Genomic DNA, 21843 nt, shown 5'->3' with positions numbered 1-21843 from the left:
CATAGCAACGCGCGGCGCCCGTCCTCCAGGCGAAGCCAGGCCCGGCGCTCCCGGCCGCGCGGACATGCCGAGATCCGGATCGTCGCCGGCCCCCCCGAGCGCGTCGGACACCGCAGGTGGGGCTGGGAGCGGGCGTGTCGCACACGGCGCCGGCGCGGCCGGCGCGGGTGGCGTCGAGGGCAAGGATTCTGCCGGGGCCCGGGGGTGCTGGTGTATACTCATCGGCCGATGGCCCAAGCAGGCTGGGAAGCGGTGGAACCGGCTCCGTCGCGCAGGATTCCCCGGGTCGGGGACATCATCGGCGGCAAGTACCGCGTGGAGCGGGTGCTCGGCCGCGGCGGCATGGGGCTCGTCGTCTCGGCGCACCACGTCTCGCTCCGCCACCGCGTCGCGCTGAAGTTCCTGCTCCCCGAGGGGCGCACCACGCCGGGCGCGCTCGAGCGCTTCTTCCGCGAGGCGCAGGCCGCGGCGGCCATCGCCAGCGAGCACATCGCGCGCGTCATCGACGTGGGGCAGACCGACGAGGAGCTGCCCTACTTCGTGATGGAGCACCTGAGTGGCATCGATCTGGAGGCGCTCGTGGAGACGCGGGGCCCGCTGCCGGTCGAGCAGGCGGTGAGCTACGTGATCGAGGCGTGCGACGCCCTCGCCGAGGCGCACGCGCTCGGGATCGTCCACCGCGACCTCAAGCCGGGCAACCTGTTCCTGGCGAGCCGCGCGGACGGCTCGACCCTGATCAAGGTGCTCGATTTCGGCATCTCGAAGGCGTCGGAGGCGGGCGCGCTCGGCCTGAACGCCAAGCTGACCACCTCGTCCGTGGTGCTCGGCTCTCCCCGCTACATGTCGCCGGAGCACATCCGCAACACCCGGACCGTGGACGCCCGCAGCGACATCTGGGCGCTCGGCATGACGCTCTACCAGCTCCTGACCGGGCGGCTGCCGTTCGAGAACGATGCCGTCTCGGCGCTGTTCGTGAGCATCGTCACGGACCCGCCCGTGCCGCCGCGCGCGTATCGGCCCGAGATCCCGGTCGAGCTCGAGTACATCCTCCTGATGTGCCTCGAGAAGAACCCGGCGCGCCGCCCGCAGACGGTCGCCGAGCTGGTGTCGCTGCTCGAGCCGCTGGCGTCGGAGCGCGCGCGCCTGACGGCGGCGCGCATCCTGCGCAGGGCCATGGGGAACGAGACCGTGGATGCGCCGCCGGCGCCGGACCGCCCGAGGGTGGTCGACGAGGACGCCCCGACCCTGACCGGGTCGCGCAGCGTTGCGCCGGGGACGTGGTGCGTCGCGGCCGAGCGGGCGCAGGGGTCGGCGCCGCCCACGCAGCCGTCCGCGGCCGACCCGCCGCCCGCGGCGATCGCGGCGTCCGTGCCGCCCATGGCGGGCCCGTCGCCCGCGGAGACGATCGCGGCGTCCGTGCCGCCCGCGGCGGGCCCGTCGCCCGCGGCGTCCGTGCCGCCCCCCGGCGCCGCGTCGACCGCGATGGCGCCCCACCCCGGCGAGCCCCTGGCGCCGGCGGCGGCGCCGTCCGAGCGGCACGGGCGCGATCCCGCGGGGGACGCCCGCGGGCGCCGCGGCCGGCGCAGCGCGGCCTTGCCCGCGGCGGCGCTCGCCGTGCTGCTCGGGGGCGCGGCGGCGCTCGCGTGGCTGGGGCGCGGGGCAACGCAGGTCGCGGGCGCGCCGCCCGCCGGCGAGGCGGCCTCGCGGGACGCGCCGGGGCGGGACGCGCCGGCGGCGATGCCCGCGGCGGACGAGGCGCCCGAGGCCTCGCCCCTCCCGCCGTCCGCGATCCTCGCGCCCCCTGCGGCGGCCGTGGCCGCCGCGGCGAGCGGGTTCGCTGCGGCCGGCGCCGCGCTCGCGCCGTCGAGCTCGGCGCGGCCCGCGCGCCCGCGCGCCGTGCTCGCGCCGCCAGCGGCGCCCACGGCCGGCGGCGAGCCCGCGGCCGGCGGCGAGCCACCGGCCGGCGGCGACGCGCCGGCGACGAGGGCGGTGCGCCTGCGCGAGCACCGCTAGCGTCATGCCGAGCGCGCCCTCGAGCACGCGCGCGCGCTCTCGGCGGCGCGCTCGCTGGTCTTGCCTCGCGGCGCTGCCCCTCCTCGCGGGCGCGCTGCTCCACGCCCCCGCCGCCCGCGCCGACGGCGAGGGCCAGGCCGACGAGGCCGACCTCCACTTCGAGCTCGGCCGCGACAGCTACAAGAAGGGGCAGTTCCGCGCGGCCCTCGAGCATTTCCTCGCGTCCAACCGGCTCGTGCCGAACCGCAACGTCGTCTTCAACATCGCGCTCACCTACGAGGAGCTGGGCCGCTTCGCCGACGCGCACCGGTACTACGACGACGCGCTCGAGGGCGAGACCGACCCGGAGATCGTCGCCGAGGCGCGGGCCGCGCTCGAGCGGATCGCGCCGCGCGTCGCCGCGCTGCAGATCGTCACGTCGCCGCCGGGGGCCACGATCTACGTCGATCGGAGGGACCTCGGCGCCCGCGGCACGGCGCCGCGCCGGCTCGCCCTGGCCGAGGGGCGCTACCGGATCCTCGTCGAGCTCGCGGGCTACGAGCCCGTGGCGGTCGAGGACACCGCGGTGAAGCTCGGCCAGACCAAGGAGGTGCTCATCGTGCTCCGCCGCATCGTGGGCACGGTCCGGGTGGACGTGCGCGGCGCGAGCGAGGCCACGGTCCACGTCGACAACGAGGGCGCGCCGCCCGCCTGCGCCGCGCCCTGCGATCTCGACCTGCCGCCGGGCCGCCACGTGCTCTATTTCTCGCGCGCCGGCTACCAGGCGGCGCCGCAGCCGCTGACCGTCGCCGCGCACGAGACCGTGCCGATCACGGCGACGCTCAGCCCGCTCACGGGCTCGATCCTCGTGCGCGCCAGCGAGCCCGACGCCCTGGTCGAGATCGACGGCCGGCCGATGGGCTTCACGCCGTCCGTGATCCAGGGCGTCCCCGTGGGCCGGCGCCGGGTGCGCGTCAGCCTGCGCGGCTTCGCGCCGGTCGAGCGGACGATCGAGGTCGCGGCCGGCCAGCAGGCGGCGCTGCGCGATCTCGCGCTGGAGCCGATCCGCGAGGTGTCGTCGGCCTCGCGCGTCCTCGAGCGGGTGGAGGACGCGCCCGCCTCCATCAGCGTCATCGAGCAGCAGGAGCTGCGCGCCTTCGGGTACCCGACCATCGCCGAGGCGCTGCGCGGCACGCGCGGCGTCTACCTCTCGAACGACCACGTGGTCTACTCGGCCGGGATCCGCGGGCTCGGCGAGCCGCTCGACTACGGCAACCGGCTCCTCGTCCTCTCGGACGGACACTCGACGAACGACAACGTCCTCAACGCCTCGTTCGTGGGCTCGGACGCGCGCGACGACCTCCACGACGTGGACCACATCGAGGTCGTCCGCGGCCCGGGCTCGCTGCTCTACGGCACGGGCGCCCTCTCCGGCATCGTCAACCTCGTGCCGCGCGGCCGCGACGAGCCCACGGGCGCGCACGTGGCGGCCGGCACCTACTACGACGGCGTGGGCCACGCGCGCGCCGGGTTCCACTACAATGCTGGCCCGGACGCGGGCGTGCGGGCCAGCGTCACCGGCGCCCGCTCCGACGGGCTCGACGTGCCGGTCGCCCTGCGGGACCCCCGGGGCGGCCCGCCCGTGCCGATCGCCGAGCGCACCGAGAGCTTCCGGGCCGGCGGCGCTTCCGGGCGCGCCTGGTACGGGCCGTTCACGGCGCAGTGGATGTACCACACGCGCGAGCAGCGCATTCCGACCGGCTACGTGGGCACGCGGCTCAACGACCTGGGGACGAGCTACGACGACACGCACATGATGGCCGAGGTGCGCTACGAGCCGCGGCCCGCGCCCGACCTGCAGCTCATGGCGCGCGGCCACGTGAACCGCTTCGTCTGGCGCGGGGTCTACCGGTTCGACGAGGCGACGATCTTCGAGCAGCAGCACGGCACCTGGCTGGGCGCCGAGCTCCGGGCGGCGTGGACGCCGCTCGCCGGGCTCCGGGTCACCGGGGGCGGCGAGGTGCAGGGGCACCCCGAGGCGACGCTGCGCGGCGTCTTCGCGGACGGGCGCGTCCGCACCAAGCGCGAGCCGTTCGGCTTCGGCGCCGGGTACCTCATCGTCGACGGCTCGCCCGCGCCCTGGGTGCGCTTCTCGGCGGGCGCGCGCCTGGACGTCTACAGCACGTTCGGGCCCATCTTCGTGCCGCGCGCCGCGGTCATCTTCCGGCCCGCGCCCGGAGGCGTGCTGAAGATCATGGGCGGGAGCGCCTTCCGCGCGCCGAGCGTCTCCGAGCAGTACTACGAGGACGGCGAGACGCAGGTGCCCGCCGTCGACCCCACGGCAGGCCTCACGCTCGAGCCGGAGTCCCTCCATTCCGCCGAGGTCGAGTACGCGCAGCGCATCGGCGACGCCTGGATCGCGCTCGGCGCCGTGCACGCGAGCCTGCTGTCGGACCGGATCTCCCTCGAGGACCACGGCGGGCTGCTGCGCTACGCGAACAGCGAGCGCGACGCGTTCGTCGTGGGGGGCGACGTCGAGCTCCGCCGCGAGTGGCGGCAGGGCTGGATGCTCTCGGCGATGTACGGCTACCAGCGCGCCCAGCAAGGGGGCGGAGGGCGGCTCATCAACGCCCCGGAGCACCTCGCGTCGTTCCGCGGCGTCGTCCCGGTGGTGGAGCGGCTCGCCGCCGCCGCGCTGCGGATCAACCTGGACGCGCCCCGGCGGATCTCCCGCAGCGCGGGCGGCGAGACCCGGGGCGCCGTCGTCGCGGATCTCACGTTGTCCGGCGAGCTCCAGCGCTTTCACACGCGCTACGTGCTCGGCCTCTACAACGCGATGGACACGCGGTACGACTACCCGGCCGCGGAGACCTACCTCTCGTCCACGAGCCGGCAGAACGGCAGGACGTTCCTCGCCGAGATCACGGTCAGCTATCCGTAGCTCAGCCCGTCGGGAAGCCCGCCAGAAAGACCGGCCGGATGCGAGCTCGCGCGGAACCCCATTGGACCTCTTGTTCTCCCAGCAGGCAGCAGCGTTGCCGTTGCCGGCGGACTGGAGGCCGCAGTCCATCCATGAGGAGGTCCAACAGGCGGCTGGCAAGAGCTTCTCGCTGGGGCTTGGGGGCCACCGTGAAGATGCCGACGAGACTCGCGGCGATGTCTTCGGCGGTGACGTCTCGGCGGAGGTCATCCACCGCGCGGCCGGCGTCGAGGATCGTGGTGATGGCCGCGAGCAGCTCGATCCGGGTCTGGTCGTGGGCGATCTCGCCGGTCTCGATCATCGCCAGCAGTGTGTCGAGCATGCCGTTCTTTGTCGCGATCCAGTCGCCGAACAGGTCCATCCAGCGCCGCATCGCCACGGCCGGCGGCAGCTGGTCGAGCAGCTCGCGGGCGCCGGTCGTCAGCCGCACGACCTGGCTCCGGTAGACCGCATCGACCAGCGACTCTCTGGTGGGGAAGTGCCGGTAGAGCGTGGCGATGCCGACCCCGGCCTCGCGGGCGATCGCACGCATCGACGGCTCGGTGTCAGCCGACGCGAACACGCGGGTCGCCACCGCGAGCAACTGATCGCGGTTACGGGTTGCGTCCGCCCGCGGTGCGCGGCCCTCCGCCTCCGTCAAAGTCACCGCGGCCGGGCTGAACCCGATGGACTGGTTCATGACCGCTGATGCGGACACCGCCGTCCGGTTCGGCTTGAGCCTGCCGGCCGGGTTCGGGACCGACTACGCGGGAGTCGTCGACCAGGTCGGTGACGGGGTGACCGGCTTCGCACCTGGCGACCGGGTGTTCGGCGGCGCCCTGTCCCGCGCGGTCGCCGACTTCGTGGTGGTCGACCCGACCGGGGGCATCGCGGCGAACGAGGCCCATCACACCCCCGACGGCGTCGACGACCGCACCGCCGCCACCCTCACGATCGCCGGACGCACGGCATCCGCCGCCCTGGCCGTGGTCGAACTTGGGCCGGACGACACCGTTCTGATCGGCGGCGCGGCGGGCGGAGTCGGGGTATTCGTCGTCCAGATGGCCCGGATCGCAGGGGCGCGCGTGATCGGGACGGGATCGGCGACATCGGCCGATTTCCTGCGCGCTCTCGGAGCCGAGCCGGTCGCCTACGGCGACGGCCTGGCGGACCGGGTCCGTGCCCTCGCTCCCCGCGGTATCACCGCTGCGTCGACCTTCATGGAACGGAGACAGCGCACGCCGCGAGGGCGCTCGGCGTCCCTGACACGCGCATCACGACCATCGCCGCCCAGGTCGACGGTATCACACCAGCCAACGGCGCCAACGCCGCCCCCGGCGCCCTGGAAAAGCTCGCTCGCCTGATTGCGACCGGCCGACTCCGGGTACCCATCGCCGCAAGCTTCCCGGTCGAGCAAATCCGCGCCGCGGTCGAGCTCCAGGCCGGCCGGCACGTGAAGGGCAAGGTCGTTCGGCCGCCTCTCGTACCGACGAGTTGCCCGCGCCCTGCCGTCGCTCTCGCATCCCACGGGCAAGCCTATGTCCGCGGCCCGCTCCGCGTCAGGATGCAGGTCGCCGAACGGATACGTGGTAGGCTACGAACGCCCGCGCGCAGCGCACGTACTCACTGCACGTCGACGGGGCATAGCCCCGGAGCTGGAGGTCCTCGATCATCTTGTCACGACGCTTTCCCATGGCACGTCTCCTGGCCGGCCGGCATTGGCGTTGCCGGGCCGCTCAGGGTCGCCCACCAGGGGAGCGCCGTGCAGGATCGTGGGCTGCACGCGGGATCTCGCTCGACGAGGTTGCTGCCCAGGCTCATCCGACCGTCGCGCTGCAAGGCCGACGTCTCAGGAGCCCCGATCAGGGCAGGCACGTGCGTGGTCGTGGGCTATACGCGGGCCCTCACGCGGCGAGACGGCAACGCCGTCTCATCCGACCGTCGCAGGGGGCCACCACAGCCGCGGCGGAGCGGCTTCGTCCAACATCATCCTCTTCTGAACGGACGCCCGGGGCCCGACACCGCGGCCCCGGGCTCTCCCCGCCCCGCGACGATCGACAGCTCCGGCGCGAGGCCGCTGTCGCCCCCGGAGAGGGAGCCGCGCTCTCGGTGTGATATCGGCGCCCCCTCACGATCGAGGAGCTGGCGCGCCGGTGAGGAACGGATTCGAGCACGAAGAGAGGAGGTCTGAAGTGAAGAACTGGTATGTCATCGTGCTGGGCCTGGGCTGCAACGGTTGTATGCTGCTGCCAGGCGACGGTGACACGGTGGGCTCCACCGCGGAGCGGGTCACCTTCATGGGCTTCACGCTCGCGGGCGGACAGCGCGTGGTCGTGGAGGCATTGCGCTCGGGCGAGGTCTTCGAGGTCGGGTCCGACCTCTCGGACATGGAGCCGCTGCATTACGACGATTACGAGCTGCACCGCTGGAGCCTGAGGGCGCAGATCCCGAGTCGGGCGTGGAACGCGCGAGGGCTTAGCGGGAACTTCGCGAAGGTCCGGGCGCGCGTGATCGGTGTCGGCATCGACGGGGCGGACGTCGATGCGAGCTCGTTCCTGCCCAACTGGGAAGCATGCCTCACGGCCCATCCGGACGTGAATGGATTCGTCGCCAGCTGCAAGTCGCCGCACGCGCCCTTCGCGTTCGTCTACACGAGCGACTTCCCCTCCCAGGCGGACTTCAGGATCTTCAGCATTCACCATGCGGGCCGCCTCGAGGTCGACGTCATAAACGGGGGGCGTACCGGCTTCGTCACGCGGCTCGAGTGCCACACGTTGGGGGCGCATGTCTCGGCCTCGTTCTCGGAGCTGTTCGAGCCCGGCGAATGGCGAACGCTCACGGTGGGCATCGTGCCGACGCCTGGCAGCGATCTCGTGTGCACGGTGACCGGTACCAACCTCGACGGGACGCCGGAGGCGAACACCGCGAACAACACGCGGACGCAACGTTTCTGAGGCGAATGGAGCGCCGCCTCGCCTCCGCCGGAGGCGCGCGGCGCGCGCGCCGCGCGTCGACACCGGCCGCGGCGGCTCCAGTACGGACGGCGCATCGGGCTCGGGGGGCGAGCGCACGATCTCCCCATCCTCGCAGTAGTCCGCCGTGCACTCGTTGCTGTCATTGGGCGGCATAGGTTCGCCCGTGGTGATGTGCGCCATGAGGCAACCGACGGGCTCGGCGCGACCGCGGCGCTCCAGGCGGCCGGCGTCGGGGCCGCGGACGAGCGGGCCGGGCGCGACCTGGGGCGGCAGTTGTACGAGATGCTCACCCGGGGCGGCGCGTAGGTAAAAGAAGCCCGGATCGCAGCGCGAGGAAGCGTAGCGCAGCAAACCGAAAGGGGGGGACCGCGAGCGTCGTGATGGCTCGGTCCTGGGTCGAAAGAGCGTGGTCCGGGCGGCGCCGAGCGCGCTACGGGGTTCCCGTGCCGCCGGAGGGTTCGGAGCATCCGCCCGACGGCGTGCTCTATGACCTGACCGACCTCACGCGTTCGCAGGTGACCGAGTTCGTTCCACACGAGCTCGGTGCCGTCTTCGTGATAAGCCCCGTCGAGGAAGACCACGTGCAGATGCGGATTGAGCCGCATGTCGCCGGACGTGCGTTGCACGACGGTCACCGCGCCGCTCTTGACCGCGCCGCACGCGCCTCGGCGCGCGGCGCGCTCTTCGTAGAACCGCTCCACGCTCTCGACGAAGAGGCGGGTCAGCACGCCGAACAACGCCCCGTCCTGGGCGAGCCTGCGCCGCCACGGAAACGGAAACGTCAACACCCACGGACGGTGCGCCACCTCGGGCAGGACGTCCTCGATCAGGTTCGCCGCCGTGACACACATGCGTCGGCCCAGACACGACGGGCAGAAATCGCGTCCTTTACAGCTGAAGGCCACCAGCCGACTCTCTTCGCAGCGCTCGCACCGGAGCCGCGCGAACCCGCGGCAGAGCAGCCCGCAGTCGAGGTAGGCTTCGAGCTCCTTCTTCGCGTGCTTGGGTATCCGGACGGCGATGGCGCCGTCGTCGATGGCCCCGTACAGCGTCTCCACGTTGTCGCGCACGATCTCGTAGAGCGTCGTCTTCTCGGGGCGACGGCGCTCGTAGACGACGCCCGTGGTGCGAGCCGCGCTGGCCACACGGCGCCGACACCGCACGCCGCACGCCACGCGGTGAGGGCGCGTTTTCGCCGCGAAGGAGCCGCTTCGCCACTCGTTTTCCCACCGCTCCCCGTGGCGTCCGCAGTTTCGCCATGGCGTCGCCATGCAGCATCGCGGCGAGAGGGTCGTCGCCTGCGCACGCCGCCGCGCTTGCCTCCCGGCACAGGCCTCGTGCTTGCCGGGCTCATCCCGGTTGCGCGGATGGATGGGGAGGCGTCGGGGGCAACGGCGGGTACGGTGGTGGTGGCCTCGGCCCCGCTCGCTCAGGGCGAGGGGCGGCCCCGAGGGGCCGGCGCGGCCTTCAGCCAGCGCGCGGCGGCCGTGGCGATGGCGTCGCGCTCCCCGTCGAGGTCGATCGCGAGCGGCCGCCCCGCGGCCGCGGCCATCCCGTGCCCGACGACGTAGCGCGCCAACGGGTAGTCGTGGGTGAGCATGCCCGCGACCTTGGGGAGGGCCGGCGCGCCGATGCGCTCCAGCAGGGTCACCGCGGCGACCACCTGCTCGTGCGGGTGGCCGCGCGCGATCGTGGCCTCGAGGGCGTTCACCTGGAGGTCGGGCCCGTAGAGCGCCCGCAGCGCCTCCGCGCGGTAGCGCTTGCCCCACCACCGCTCCATGTCGCCGATCAGGCTCGCGACGCTCCGGTCCGCGTGGCACAGCGCGCACTCGATCGGGCGGTCGCCCTCGACGCGCGCGCGATCGGTCGGCGAGCCGACGCGGTGGTAGCGCGTGAGCTCGTAGGCGAGGCCGAGGTTCTTGCGGGGCATGTGGCACGCGAGGCACGCGCTGCCGGCGCTGTCCGGCGGGTGGTGCGTGTGCGCCTGCAGCGCCGCCCCACCCTGGTAGGCGGCGTGGCAGCGGACGCAGGTCGCGTTGCCCGCCACGGTCCCCATCCGCTGGAGCGCGCCGCGGTCGTCCTCGGCGTGCGGGTCGTGGCAGTCCGCGCAGCTCATCGCGTTCGCGCAGCCGCCCAGCAGGAAATCGCGCGCCTCGCCCGAGTTGATCGAGCTCCCCCCGGCGTCTCCGTTGCGGCGGCCGCCCTCCCAGGTGTACGGGTACACCGAGAGGAGCACGCTGTGGCAGCGCGCGCAGGCGCGGTTCAGCGCGGCCGCGCGCGTCGACGCCCGGCCCTCGGGCTCCCGCACGGAGAGGAGCTGGCTCTGTACCTCGAAGCTCGGCCGGCGGGACGGGTCGCGGGCGTGCTCGGCGCAGCCGTTGTGGCACGACTCGCACCCGATCCCGATCTCGATCAGATCGCCCTCGTCCACGTGCCGCAGCGACGCCTTGCGCGCCGCCTCGATGAGCGCGGGCAGCGGCTCCTCGTTCGGGGTCCCGCGCCGCGGGGCCGCGCCCTGGACGTGCCCGATCTCGTCCTCCAGCGCCCTCCGCAGCCCGTCCGGATCGGTCACGTCCAGCGTCCACCGGCGCGAGGCCGGCAGGAGCCGGTCCGGCACCGCCCCCTGGTAGGGCGCGCGCCGGTCGAGGAGGTCGTCGTAGAGGCTGGCGAGGTACGGCGCGGTGTTGTGGCAGTAGATGCACGTCTGCCGCCACGACGTGCCTGGCCGGAGCTCGCTCCGCTCCGGGACCATGACGGAGTAGCCCTTGTACCGCCACGTCTTCTCGGAGATCAGCCACGACACCGGCATGACCGGCTCGGCGCGCGGATCGCCCGCGGGGCGATCGTGAGGGCCCACGCCGGTCACCTCGACGCCGACGTAATCCTCCCGGTAGCGCCCGCCGATGACCTTGGTGATGCGAAAGATCTGCTCCCCGCCCGACGCCCTGGCGAGCCGGATGTACCGCTGGCCGCCGTGCGTCTCCATGGTGGCCGTGTCGCCCTTGAACGAGAAGGTCGCGCCGTCGAAGGGCGCCTGAATTTCCTGCGGGCCCGCGCGCCGCGTCATCCGGTGCATCGGCGACCGGCGCCACGCCTCGTGGGTCTCCGCGTGGCACGCCGCGCACGCCGCGGAGCCTGCGTAGTCTTGCCGCAGCAGGTTGCTCGCCTGCGCCGAGGGCGGGGGCGACGCCGAGGGCGGAGGCGACGGCGAGCGCTGAGGGCCGGGCGAGAGCGCGGCCGCGCACCCGGCGAGCGAAAGCGCGCCGGCGAGCGCCCACGTCCAGCGGCCGGCGGAGAGGTCGAGATCCACGGCGCCAGTCTAGTACTACAGCCGCACGTCGGCGCCCATCGAACGAGCTGGGCGCCACCAGTGTGCGGACGAGCCAGGCGTCAACATCGTCCGCCCGCGCATCGAAATCCGCGGAGGTTTCGCGATGTGCGGCTGTAGTACTGGTACCGCGTCGCCCAAGGACGAATTTGCGGTGGCGAACCGGTGCGATCCGTCGGTCTCCCCGGGATCCTGGGGGGTCGGAGTTTCACCGACTCGAACCACGCGCGCGTCGCTCATCCTGGCGCGCTCCGCGAACTGATTGACGGCCATCGAGCTGTACTCCTTGGCCGTGTACATGCGACCGTCGAACTCGGTCCCGTTCAAGAGCGCGATGGTGCGCTCCCGGTCATTGGCCCCTCCGGCGCTGAACACGACCGAAGGGTACCCCGCGACGCGGAACAGCACGTTGTTGTCCGTCGTGGTTTCGACGCCGCCCTCGGCCTTCCCGCGCACCTGGACGAAGCTCGGTAGATCCGAGAGCTCGGCAACCTTGGGTGGACTGAGCTCGACCGCCTGTTCCCGGGAGCGGAGCCAATAGTTCGTCCCCACGGCGCACAAACAACCCGAAGGCAGCAGGGGTAAGCCGAGCGCGATGGATGGCCTGGTGCGCGCCGTCTCGTACAGCTATGCTGTAGCTGACAGAACATGTTTGACGGGAAATACCGCGCTCAGGGCTGAGCGCGGCCGCGAGGCGAACCGCTCGTCAGTCGTCTTTCGCGGGCGAGAGAGGCATGACGCGCTCGGACTCCTCGATTTCTCGCTTGGGTGGGTTTTTGACGGAAAGCGTGCTGTCGATGAGGACGGCTCGACGCGGGCGCGGCGCGCTGACCTGCGCTTTGCAAAGCTCCTCCACGACGCGGCCGCGCAGCGCATCGTTCACTTCCTTGTTCTTGCCGGGCGGCACGCGCGCGCTGATACGCAGGACGATCGATCCCTCGTTGAGCTCCTCCACGCCGACGTCCACCTGCCCCGGAGCGCCCGTCTGCAGCTCGACCTCCTTTTCGGCGACCCTCGCGAGGAGCTCACGCACCCGCTGCACGTCCTCCTCGTAGGGTACGTGCACGTCGACCACCGCGTTCACATAGGATCGCGAATGGTTCGCGACCTTGCGCACCTCGCCATTCGGGATCGAATGGAGCACGCCGAGCTCGTCGCGGATCTTCGTGATACGAACGCCGATCTCCTCCACGCGCCCCTGGATGCCGCCGATCTCCACGAGATCCCCGACGAGGAGCAGGTTCTCGAAGAGGATGAAGAAGCCGGCCACGATATCCCCCACGAACGTCTGCGCGCCGAAGCCGATGGCCACGCCGATGACGCCGGCGCCGGCGAGCAGCGGCGTGGGGTCGATGGAAGCCTCACGCAGCCCCAGCACGAGAGCCGAGAAGTAAATCGCGTACCGCACGAAGCCCATGGCCACGGGGACCAGGGTCTTTCGTTGCTGGAGCGTCTGGGGGTTCTCCTCCGCCACCTTCCCGAGGAAGAGGTCGTTGATGAGGAGCACGCAGATCTCGACCAGGACCCGGCTCGCATAAACGATCGCGATGATCCGGAGCCCGACCCGCCCCGCCTGTGAGAGCCACGTGTCGGGCGTGAGCGCGTCCGCGACCCACGTCGCCGCCGTGATGTACACGCAATAGTCGACGACGCGCTTCGTGATCCCAAGCAGGTGCGACAGGTTCCCGAGGTACCTGAGCGGGCTTTCGAGGCGGGCGAGCCTCGTGGAGTTGTCGAAGATGACGTCGAGGAGGAGGTATCCGATCCCCGTCGCGAGGCGGCTCACGTAAAACGCGCCCAGCGTGTAGCTGGCGAGCAATACGGTGCGCTGGGTTCCCGGCGCGAGCGCGAGCTTCTCGGTGAGGAGGACCGCGGCGGCGCTGAGGACGACCACGCGCAGCGCCTTGCGCAGGCGTACCGTGACCTCGGCGACCGACTCGCGCCGCTTCTCCAGCCAGCCCGAGCGCGCGACCGCCTGCCCCAGCGCGTCGGCGAGCCCCCGGGCGAGGGCGTCGACGAAGAGCGCGCCGACGGCGATGCCGAGCGCGGTGAGCAGCCGCACCTTGGCGAGCGCGGGATCGTCTCCGGCGAGCCCGACGAGCGCGCTCTTCACCACGTCGAGGGCGCGAATTCCGCGAACCGTGGCGAACGCCGCGCCGCCCATGAGCACGGCCCCGACGAGCGCGACCCAGACGAGCGCGCGGCGACGGACGCGACGCCGGAACGCCTTGCGCTCGTCGGCCGTGACGTGCTCCAGCGTCGGCGAGCGCAAGGCGAAAGCGTAGCCCCGATGGATCAGCCTAACGACGAGCTCCGAGAGGAGCAGGAGCACCACGATCGCGATGCACAGCGCGACGAGGTTGTGGAGGAGCAGGTCGAGATGCAGAGTCATAGGGGCCGTCGAGACTACCGCCCGATCTGGACGTTCTCAAGGACGCCGAGAGCGTCGGGCACCAGCACCGCGGCGGAGTAATAGGTACTCACGAGGTACGAGGTAATGGCCTTCGGGTCGGTATCCATCTTGCGGGCCGAGACACCGGGCTCGATCTCATCGGGGAGGCCCGTGCGGTGGAGGCCGATGACGCCCTGGTGCTCCTGCCCCGTGCGCATGACGAGGATGGAGCTCGTGTCGTCCTGGTTGATCGGGATCTTGTCGCAAGGCAGGATCGGGACGCCGCGCCACGCCGTGACTTTCGTGCCGGAGAGCACGACGCCGGTCGGGTAGATGCCGCGGCGACTGCACTCCCGGTGGAAGGCGGCGATCGTGCGCGGGTGCGCCAGGAAGAACTGCGACTTGCGGCGCCGGCAGAGGATCTCGTCCATGTCGTCGGGCGTCGGGCGGCCGCTCCGGGGATGGAGGCGCTGCTTCAGGTCGGCGTTGTGCAGGAGGCCGAAGTCGCGGTTGTTGATGAGCTCGTACTCCTGCCGCTCGCGCAGGGCCTCGACGGTCAGGCGGAGCTGCTCCTGGAGCTGATCCATCGGATCGTTGAAGAGATCCGAGACGCGCGTGTGGAGCCGGAGGACCGTCTGCGCGACGCTGAGCTCGTATTCACGCGGCGCGGCATCATAATCGACGAACGTCCCCGGGAGCGCGTGCTCGCCCTTGTGACCGGCGGTGATCGCGATCGCCGCCTGTCCGACCTTGTCCTGCGGCTTCTTCAGCCGCTCCTTGAGCGACTCGACGTGCGCGCGGAGCGCCGGGGATCGCGAGATCAGCTCCTCGAAGGCGCGCTGCGGGAGCTCGAGCACGATGCACGGCGTGACGGCCTTGACCGAATACGTCCAGACGTCGCTCGATTCGATGACGGACTGATCCCCGAAATGGTCCCCATCCGCGAGGACGTCGAGGATCGTGTCGGCGCCGTACTTGCCGACGCCGAGCTTCTGGGCCTTTCCGTGCGCGAGCAGGAAGATCGTCTCCGCGGGTCTTCCGCGTTCGGCGATCAGCGCGCCGGGCTTGTACTCCCGCTGGATGAACCGGCTCGCCAGGGCGTCGAGCACGGCGTCGTCCGAGAAGCCTTGCAAGAGCGGCAATTCGCAGAGCTCCTGCGGGATCACCTGCACCTTCGCCCCGACGTTGCCGAAGCTCAACCGCCCGTCGCCGACGGCATAACTCAGGCGGCGGTTCACGCGATACGTGCCGCCCGTGACCTCGATCCAGGGCAAGACCCGCAGGAGCCACCGGGGGGTGATCCCCTGCATCTGCGGATGCGACTTGGTCGTCGTCGCGAGCTTTCGCGCCCCCAGCGTCCCGAGGCTCGAACGCTCTACCTCGTTCCCGATCCCAGGTATTTCGGCGTTTGCCATGATGTACCTTTCCTTCTGCGCGCTTCGGAGAGCAGAGCGCTCCGCGTATCCCCCGCGTTTGCACGGGGCACACGCGGAGCGCCTACCGCTCGCGGCTCATTCGTAGGCGCGTCCGATCTCGACGCTCTCCAGGACGCCGAGCGCGTCGGGGACCAGCACGGCCGCCGAGTAATAGAGGCTGACGAGGTACGACATGATGGCCTTGTCGTTGATCCCCATGAAGCGCACGTTGAGGCTCGGCTCCACCTCGTCCGGAATGCCGGCGTGGTGCAGGCCGATGACGCCCTGGTTCTTCTCGCCCGCGCGCACGAGCAAGATCGAGGTCGTCCGCGCCTCCGAGACCGGGATCTTGTTGCACGGGAAGATCGGCACGCCGCGCCACGCCGGGACGTGGTTGCCGTTCACCTCGACGCTCTGCGGATAGATGCCGAGGCGGCTGCACTCATGGCCGAACGCCGCAATGGCGCGCGGGGGCGCGAGGAAGAACGACGGCTCCCTCCAGACCGTGGCGAGGAGCTCGTCCATGTCGTTCGGCGTCGGGGGGCCGCTGTGGGTGTGGATGCGCTGCTTCAGGTCGGCGTTGTGCAGGAGGCCGAACTCGCGGTTGTTGATGAGCTCGTGCTCCTGGGTTTCCTTCAGGGCCTCGATGGTCAGGCGGAGCTGCTGCTCCGTCTGGTTCATCGGCTCATTGAACAGATCCGCGACGCGCGTGTGGATCTGGAGCACGGTCTGCGCCACGCTGAGCTCGTACTCGCGGGGCGAGGTCTCGTAATCGACGAACGTGCCGGGGAGGACGTGCTCGCCGGAGTGGCCCGCCGCGATTTCGATCGCCGCCTCGCCCGTGTTGTCCTGCTTCTTCGTGGCGAGCGCCTTGAAGCTCTCGAGGTGCTCCTTCAGCGACGGGTACTGGGCGACGAGCTCCTCGAAGACGTTCTGCTGGAGCGTCAGCACCGTGACCGCCGTGACGGCCTTGGCCGTGAACGTCCAGTGATCCTGCGTCTCCAGGAGCGCCTGGTAGCTGTAATGGTCGCCGTCCGCGAGGACCGCGAGCACCGTCTCATCGCCGTACTTGCCCGCGCCGATCTTATTGATCTTGCCGTGCGCGATGAGGCAGATGTGATCGGCCTCCTTGCCGCGCTCGGTGATGACGTCTCCGGGCTTGTATTCACGCTGCACGAAGCGGTTCGCCAGCGCGGTGAGGACCTCGACGTCCTCGTAACCGCGGAGGAGCGGCAGCTCGCAGAGCTCCTGCGGGATGACGTGGATCTTCGCGCCGGTGCTCGTGAACGTCACGCGCCCGTCGCCCACCGCATAGCTCAGGCGGCGGTTCACGCGGTACACGCCGTTGACGTGCACCCATGGCAGGAGCTTGAGCAGCCACCGCGACGAGATGCCCTGCATCTGCGGCGCCGACTTGGTGGTCGTGGCGAGCTGCCTCGCGGCCGCCGTCGCGAGGCTGGTCTGCTGCTGGTCGATCGAACCCGAATTCCCTGAGATAGACATGAGTCCCTCTTTCCCGGACGGTTAGGACCGCCCGTGCTTCACCGGCACGGACCGGGCCGTACCCATCGAAAGATCCACCTTCGCAGCAGGAGCCGCGGCACCGGCTTTTCCGGCGCCGAAGAAACTGCTGATGCGCGCCGCAGAGGCGCCAAACCCACGCGCGCCCTCGATCGCCCGTTCGATCGGGTGGCGCTCGAGCTCCGCATCCACGTACCGGCTCGTCGCGACGTGCCAGTGGAGGACGCCAGCCATGTACGATCGCTGCTTCTCGACGTATCCGAGCACGGCCTCGCGGGCCGCCTTGTCGAGGTCGAATTCGTCGAGGATGCGGGGCAGCTCGGTCGCGACGATGTGCTCGAACTCCAGCACGCGCGCCGTGATCAGGTCATTGACGACCTCCTTGGCCCGCTGCGCGTCGCATTCGAGGAACCGCTCGACGACCAGCACGAGGTTGCTGAGCTCGCCCTCGAACTCGATCTCCTTGCGGTACGAATAGAGATCGTTGATCCAGCCGCCCACGTCGGCCGTGGTGTTGTCGAGCCCTCGCATCGTCCGCGTGCGGAAGACCTCGGCCGGGACCACATCGCCGAGCGTGAGCTTGGACAGGCCCATCGTGAGATCGGCGCCGAACGTCTTGCGGCGCATCTCGACGTAATCGACCGGATCCGGGATCCGGTTCTGGGCCTGGTTCAGGAGTTCCCAGAGCCAGCTCCCGGTCATGGTCTCGACGCTGCGGCGGAGCGTCTGCCGCGAGCTCATCGACATGGGGGAAGCTGTACGGATCCAGAGATCCAGCAGGCCGCTCTCCACCGGGTTCTCGGGCGCCGGGGCGCCCGCGCAGTCGAGGGGCATGAACATCGAGAGCCGGGCATTGAACCGTTTCGCGCCCGCCATGTCCCGCGTGGCGCCGAACACGAGCGGGAAGTAATCGTCGCCGTACGTCCCCCAAGTCAGCCAGCCCGAGCTCAGATCGAGCTCGTGCGGGGACGCATCCGGGTGAATGCCCGCGGCGCAGATGGGAAAATCGAAGCCGATGAACCTGCGCTCGTCCCAGATCCCGGAGCCGAAGACGCCCGGCACCACGTCGAGCATCGCGAACTTGCGGGCCCACTCGAGGGTGTTCCGGCGCGCCGCGGGCAGGTGTGGGCTCAAGCGGAGCTTGAACGGCATGTGAATCTTCGGGAGCGGCATCCTGCCCACGGGCCGGAACGGGGCGTGGGTGAGGGTCTTGATCCGCTGCAAACCCAGGGCGCCGGGCGTGAGCCTGATCCGGAACGCCGAGGTGCCGAGCCCCGTCGGCGCCCCGAGGAAATCGGGGGCGCTCGTGGATTTGTCCGCGTTTCCATTCATATAGCGGCTCGACCGCATGTGCCATTCGTGGCCGCCGGACTGCCAATCCTGCAGCCCCTTCACGTACTTGGCGACGTCGAGGGCTTGCGCCGGCGTCAGCCCGTACTCCACGCAGAGCGCCGGCACCTCGACGAGCGCCGTGTTCTCGAATTGCTGGAGCCGCGACGTCAGGATCTCGTTCGTCAAATCGGCCGCTCTTTGCGTGGGGACGCCGAGGAAACGCTCGAGGACGAGCACGCAGTTGGCGTTTTCCCCTTCGTCCTCGACCTCCCGCTGGTACGAGAACAGGTCATTTCGCAGGTGGACGCCGTCCGAGAACGTGTCGCGCAGGACCTCGAGGGGGCGCGTCGCGGCGACGGCGGCCGGGACCTCCGCGCCCACGGCGATCTCGACGAGGCCCGCGGACCAGGGCGCGCCGCCGACCTTGCGTCGCATCTCGATGTATTCAACCGGGTTCGCGACGCGGTTCTCCTGGATATTGGCGAGCTCCCACATGCATTCGAGCAGCAGGTTCCTCGTCGCCGCGAGGAAACGCTCGCGCCAGTGGGTCGAGGTGAGCGGGACGGTGCGCGCCCAGAGGTCCGCGAGCGCGCGCTCGACCACGTTCGTCGGCTCCGGCGGCGTCCCCGTGGGCACGACGGGCATGAAGAGCGGCAGGCGGTCGAGGTACGCCTTCGCGCCGCGCATGTCCTTGGTGCGCTTGTAGATTTCGAGGAAATGGTCGTCGAAGAAGAACACCCAGACATACCAATCCGTGATCAGATTGAGCTCGGGCGCGGGCGCGTCGGGGTGGGTGTACGCGCAGAGCAGCGCGTAATCGTGCGCGTCGAGGTCGCTCTCGGTCCAGATGGGTTTTCCATGCGGGTTCTCCTCCAGGATACCCATCTCGTAGGACCAGGCCTTGGCATGCGCGCGCGCACCCTCGAGGTGCGGATTGATGCGCGCCGGATACGGCATGTAGAAGGCGGGCAGCGTGAAAGGTTGCATGTTCGCTGACTTCTCTCGCGCATCGACGATATGGACGACGCGGGCGACCTGAACGTCTTTGGCGGTGTGCATCCCGGACGCAGCTCGGCCGCTCGCACGCAGGCGTGCGACGATCCGTTTTGGGGGCTCGTCCATGCAGACCGACCGGGGTCTTTCGGGCAGGGCGGATCTAGCTCGGCTCAGCGGCTTCGCCAAATAAACTGGGGACCAGCCCGAAACCCCCGCGGCGCAAAAGCCGCCGCTTGGTGCGGAGCCGTTCGGGCGGCAACGCCGCGGCGACCACCCGCGCCGCGCGGATCGGCCCCAGCCCCGGCACGGTCATCGACCGGGCCACCTCGGATTGTGAGCCGCCGACAGCAACCACGCCTCCGCCCGCTCGCGTGCTATCGCCGCCCCCCCGTGTCAGAGAAGTTGTCGCCTCATTTGACCCTCTGTAAGCGGATCAGATGAGGCGGCAACTTCTCTGACACGGGGGGACCTCCATCTTGACCTCCAGCGCGAAAGGCGCCGGGGAGCGTCGCGAAGGGTGATTCTAGCTGGCGTGCTCGCTCCTTGCGGAGACGGCAACAATTCGGGGTGCCTGATGCGACGCTCGGGTCCGTTTTTTTTCGGGCTCACGACACCACTAAGCGTGGATTTCGCGCCCATGGGGCACGAGTGGGCTGACGGCGACGTGCGAGCATCGTTCCGCCGAAGAATGCGATGCCAATTACACATTGGTGCACCCACAGCGTCACGAAGGCACACGCCCCCCTTACCCCCGCGATGATTTCGGCTGGTCCGGACTCAATTCAGCCAGCGGGCGAGCTGCGAGCGCTCCGGCACGTGCAGGGTCGTGCCCCGACCCGACCGGGCCAACCTTCCCGGGACGAGGATGAGCGCGCGGCGCAGCCACGGCGTTCGCCAGCTCGCCAGGTGCGGAACGTGCTCCAGCACAAAGCGGCGCATCAGGTTGGCGGTGAGCAGCTTCAGCAGCAGCGCGGCATGATTGGCGTTGAAGCAGTGGCTCGGCACGCGACCGCATCCCCACCCGTGCTTGAGATCGCCGATAAGCGGCTCGATGCCCGCGCGCAGGTCATATCGCCCCGCGACGTCCTCCGGCGCTTCGACCGGCTCGTTGGTCAAGAAGACCTGCACCGTGTAGTCGAGGCCTTCCCAGAGGTAGATCTGCTTGCCGTTCTCCCGGTCGCGTGTGCGTACGGCGATGACGCGGACCCCATCCGGCCATTCGCTGCGCCGGAAGGGGACCTCGGCCACCTGCCGTCGAGGACGACCGTCGGCATCCCGGTCGATGGTACGCCATCCAGTGGCGTGTGCGACCATGCCCACCAGATCGGGACTCATCCGCGCCTTGGTGAGGAAAAAGCATCCCTTCGCGGCAACGGCGTGCATCAAGGCGCTGCAATCTCCCGCGCCATCGATCCGCACGTAGATGACCGCGCTCGGCGCTGCGGCGCGCGCCCGGTCGATGCATTCCTCGACGAAAGGTACATCGGCTTCGCCGAAGCTCGTGTCGCCAGGTCGCAGCTTGGCTCCGACGATGGCGTCGGCCTCGGCGATGCGCGCCAGGATCGGATGATAGCTCGGTCGACCGTGGTATCGCGGATTCGGGCCCGGAAGCGCCCCCTCCTGCATCCCGAAGAGCGGCTCCACGGTCGTGTCCACGTCGATGTGCACGAACCGATGCTTTCGGCGAGCAACGAGGGCGAGCCCGTGGTCGACGACCATGCTGTGCAGTGCTTCGAGCGCCTCCTCATCGAAGCGGCACAGGTCCCGGTAGACGGTGTCGATGCTGGGGACGACCCCGCCTGCCAGACGCGCGAAGAGCGGATCGACGGCGAGCGCCTCGATGCCGAAGACGCGCTCCTCGCCGGCGAGCGCGCTGTCCATCAGCAGGCGCATCTGCGCGGCCATCGGGTAGATGACCGAGCGGCCCGTCTTGAGCCGGGAAAACCTGCGGCTCAGGGCCACGTCGACGCCGAGCTCGCGGAGGAAGGCGCCGAACGGGGCAAGCCCTGCGACGCCCGTCAGGTTCTTCTCCGTGGGCTCGACGTGAATCCTGGAAGGGTCTGGCCGCCGGATTCGCTCCTGGTGCCGCCCGTCGCCTTTCCTCTTGAACCCGAGCTCGCGTCGACGCACCTTGGAGGTGCTCGGCGTGCGTCTTCGTTTGGTCATAGCAACCCGGGCGGGTCGCCACGCCGAGCCTTTCTTTCAAGGCGTTCCTTTTACTGCGCCGGATTTCTCACGCCCCAGATCGGCATCGTAGGCGCGAAATCCACGCTAAGCGTCGACCTTGGCCCGACGCGATCCGCGCCCGCAGTCTACCGGCTTTCATGCTTCGCGGGTGCGCCCCTGCGCATGCCCGTTTTTTTAGGATCTCGCGCTCCATCTACAGCCGCTCCACGTCGCGGCGCAGCCGCTGCAGCTCCTCACGCTCCGGCGTCGCCAGCGCCCCCGGCGGGCCGTGGCCCGCGTCCGTGTCCGCGTGCTTGATCCAGTCGCGCAGCGCCGTCTCGGTCAGGTCGAGGTCCTTCGCCACCTGGCCGATGCTCCGGTCGCCCGCCTTCGCCATCCGTACCGCCTCCGCCTTGAACTCGGGCGCGAACGCCCTCCGCTTTCTCCGTCCCATCCCTGTCTCCTCGTGCCTCCGGGGGTGTCTGCGGAAGCGGGGTAGGACCACTCCAGAAAAAAGATGGGTGGCACCTGTAGAGCGTCAGTAAAAAAGGGTTACTGTCGCTTGACACGCCGAGGATTCCTGCCCTGTCATCGTGTCCGTGCCCTGCCTCGAGGCGACCCCTCATGGCCCGCGGTGCTTGACCGCAGCGTATCGGCCACCCAGGTTCACCGTGCGAGCGGGACGAACCGTGACGGACGCCGGCCGCGTGTGGCTGAGAGAGGTCTTGATCGGTTCTTTTATAGCCCCGACGCGGAGGAGGAAACAT

Annotated in this window: 11 protein-coding genes and 4 pseudogenes; 5 read left to right on the top strand and 10 right to left on the bottom strand. The window is 70.3% G+C overall.

All coding sequences use genetic code 11. The features are described from left to right. Positions 1–252 precede the first annotated feature (252 nt). Complete coding sequence (locus WMF20_RS12995; protein ID WP_437613634.1) at positions 253–2013, top strand: serine/threonine-protein kinase; 1761 nt, start codon at positions 253–255, stop codon at positions 2011–2013. Positions 2014–2017: 4 nt separating this feature from the next. Beyond that, the gene (locus WMF20_RS12990; protein WP_437613632.1) at positions 2018–4933 is read left to right on the top strand and encodes a TonB-dependent receptor domain-containing protein; all 2916 of its coding nucleotides are present in this window, start codon (positions 2018–2020) and stop codon (positions 4931–4933) included. 103 nt (positions 4934–5036) lie between these two features. On the opposite strand, the pseudogene WMF20_RS12985 reads toward WMF20_RS12990, so the two are convergent. After that, positions 5037–5612, bottom strand: a pseudogene (locus WMF20_RS12985) (TetR/AcrR family transcriptional regulator); the annotation flags it as partial. Between WMF20_RS12985 and WMF20_RS12980 the strand changes: the two are divergent. The 3 genes and pseudogenes from WMF20_RS12980 to WMF20_RS12970 form a co-directional block, all read left to right on the top strand. Next, positions 5608–6422, top strand: a pseudogene (locus WMF20_RS12980) (NADP-dependent oxidoreductase); the annotation flags it as partial. The pseudogenes WMF20_RS12985 and WMF20_RS12980 sit on opposite strands and share 5 nt — an antisense overlap. A 721-nt stretch (positions 6423–7143) precedes the next feature. After that, positions 7144–7905 (top strand): hypothetical protein, encoded by a 762-nt coding sequence (locus WMF20_RS12975; protein ID WP_437617274.1) that lies wholly within the window; start codon positions 7144–7146, stop codon positions 7903–7905. Between the two features lie 192 nt (positions 7906–8097). Further along, positions 8098–8232: a hypothetical protein gene (locus tag WMF20_RS12970; protein ID WP_437617273.1), complete on the top strand. Its 135-nt coding sequence runs from the start codon at positions 8098–8100 to the stop codon at positions 8230–8232. A 197-nt stretch (positions 8233–8429) separates the two neighbouring features. Here WMF20_RS12970 and WMF20_RS12965 read toward each other — a convergent pair. The 9 genes and pseudogenes from WMF20_RS12965 to WMF20_RS12925 form a co-directional block, all read right to left on the bottom strand. After that, positions 8430–9197 (bottom strand): annotated as a pseudogene (locus WMF20_RS12965) (transposase zinc-binding domain-containing protein); the annotation flags it as partial. 158 nt (positions 9198–9355) lie between these two features. Further along, complete coding sequence (locus tag WMF20_RS12960; RefSeq protein WP_437613630.1) at positions 9356–11236, bottom strand: cytochrome c3 family protein; 1881 nt, start codon at positions 11234–11236, stop codon at positions 9356–9358. 15 nt (positions 11237–11251) lie between these two features. After that, positions 11252–11806, bottom strand: a complete 555-nt coding sequence (locus tag WMF20_RS12955) for a hypothetical protein (RefSeq protein ID WP_437613628.1) — start codon at positions 11804–11806, stop codon at positions 11252–11254. A 154-nt stretch (positions 11807–11960) separates the two neighbouring features. Further along, positions 11961–13646, bottom strand: coding sequence for a mechanosensitive ion channel family protein (locus tag WMF20_RS12950; protein WP_437613626.1), 1686 nt, complete (start codon positions 13644–13646; stop codon positions 11961–11963). A gap of 14 nt (positions 13647–13660) precedes the next feature. Continuing rightward, complete coding sequence (locus WMF20_RS12945; protein ID WP_437613624.1) at positions 13661–15061, bottom strand: family 2B encapsulin nanocompartment shell protein; 1401 nt, start codon at positions 15059–15061, stop codon at positions 13661–13663. Between the two features lie 96 nt (positions 15062–15157). Further along, entirely contained in the window at positions 15158–16564 is a 1407-nt protein-coding gene (locus tag WMF20_RS12940; protein WP_437613622.1) for a family 2B encapsulin nanocompartment shell protein, read from the bottom strand. Positions 16565–16585: 21 nt separating this feature from the next. Further along, positions 16586–18901: a family 2 encapsulin nanocompartment cargo protein terpene cyclase gene (locus WMF20_RS12935; protein WP_437617115.1), complete on the bottom strand. Its 2316-nt coding sequence runs from the start codon at positions 18899–18901 to the stop codon at positions 16586–16588. 786 nt (positions 18902–19687) lie between these two features. Beyond that, positions 19688–21076 carry an IS1380 family transposase gene (locus WMF20_RS12930; RefSeq protein WP_437606646.1) on the bottom strand — a complete coding sequence of 463 codons (1389 nt, stop codon included), beginning with the start codon at positions 21074–21076 and terminating at the stop codon, positions 19688–19690. 217 nt (positions 21077–21293) lie between these two features. Beyond that, positions 21294–21530: pseudogene (locus WMF20_RS12925) on the bottom strand (transposase); the annotation flags it as partial. Between the last annotated feature and the right edge of the window lie 313 nt (positions 21531–21843).

The sequence above is a fragment of the Sorangium sp. So ce834 genome (assembly GCF_051521425.1).
Lineage (GTDB): Bacteria > Myxococcota_A > Polyangia > Polyangiales > Polyangiaceae > Sorangium > Sorangium cellulosum_D.
This window is presented reverse-complemented; position numbering and strand designations above follow the sequence as displayed.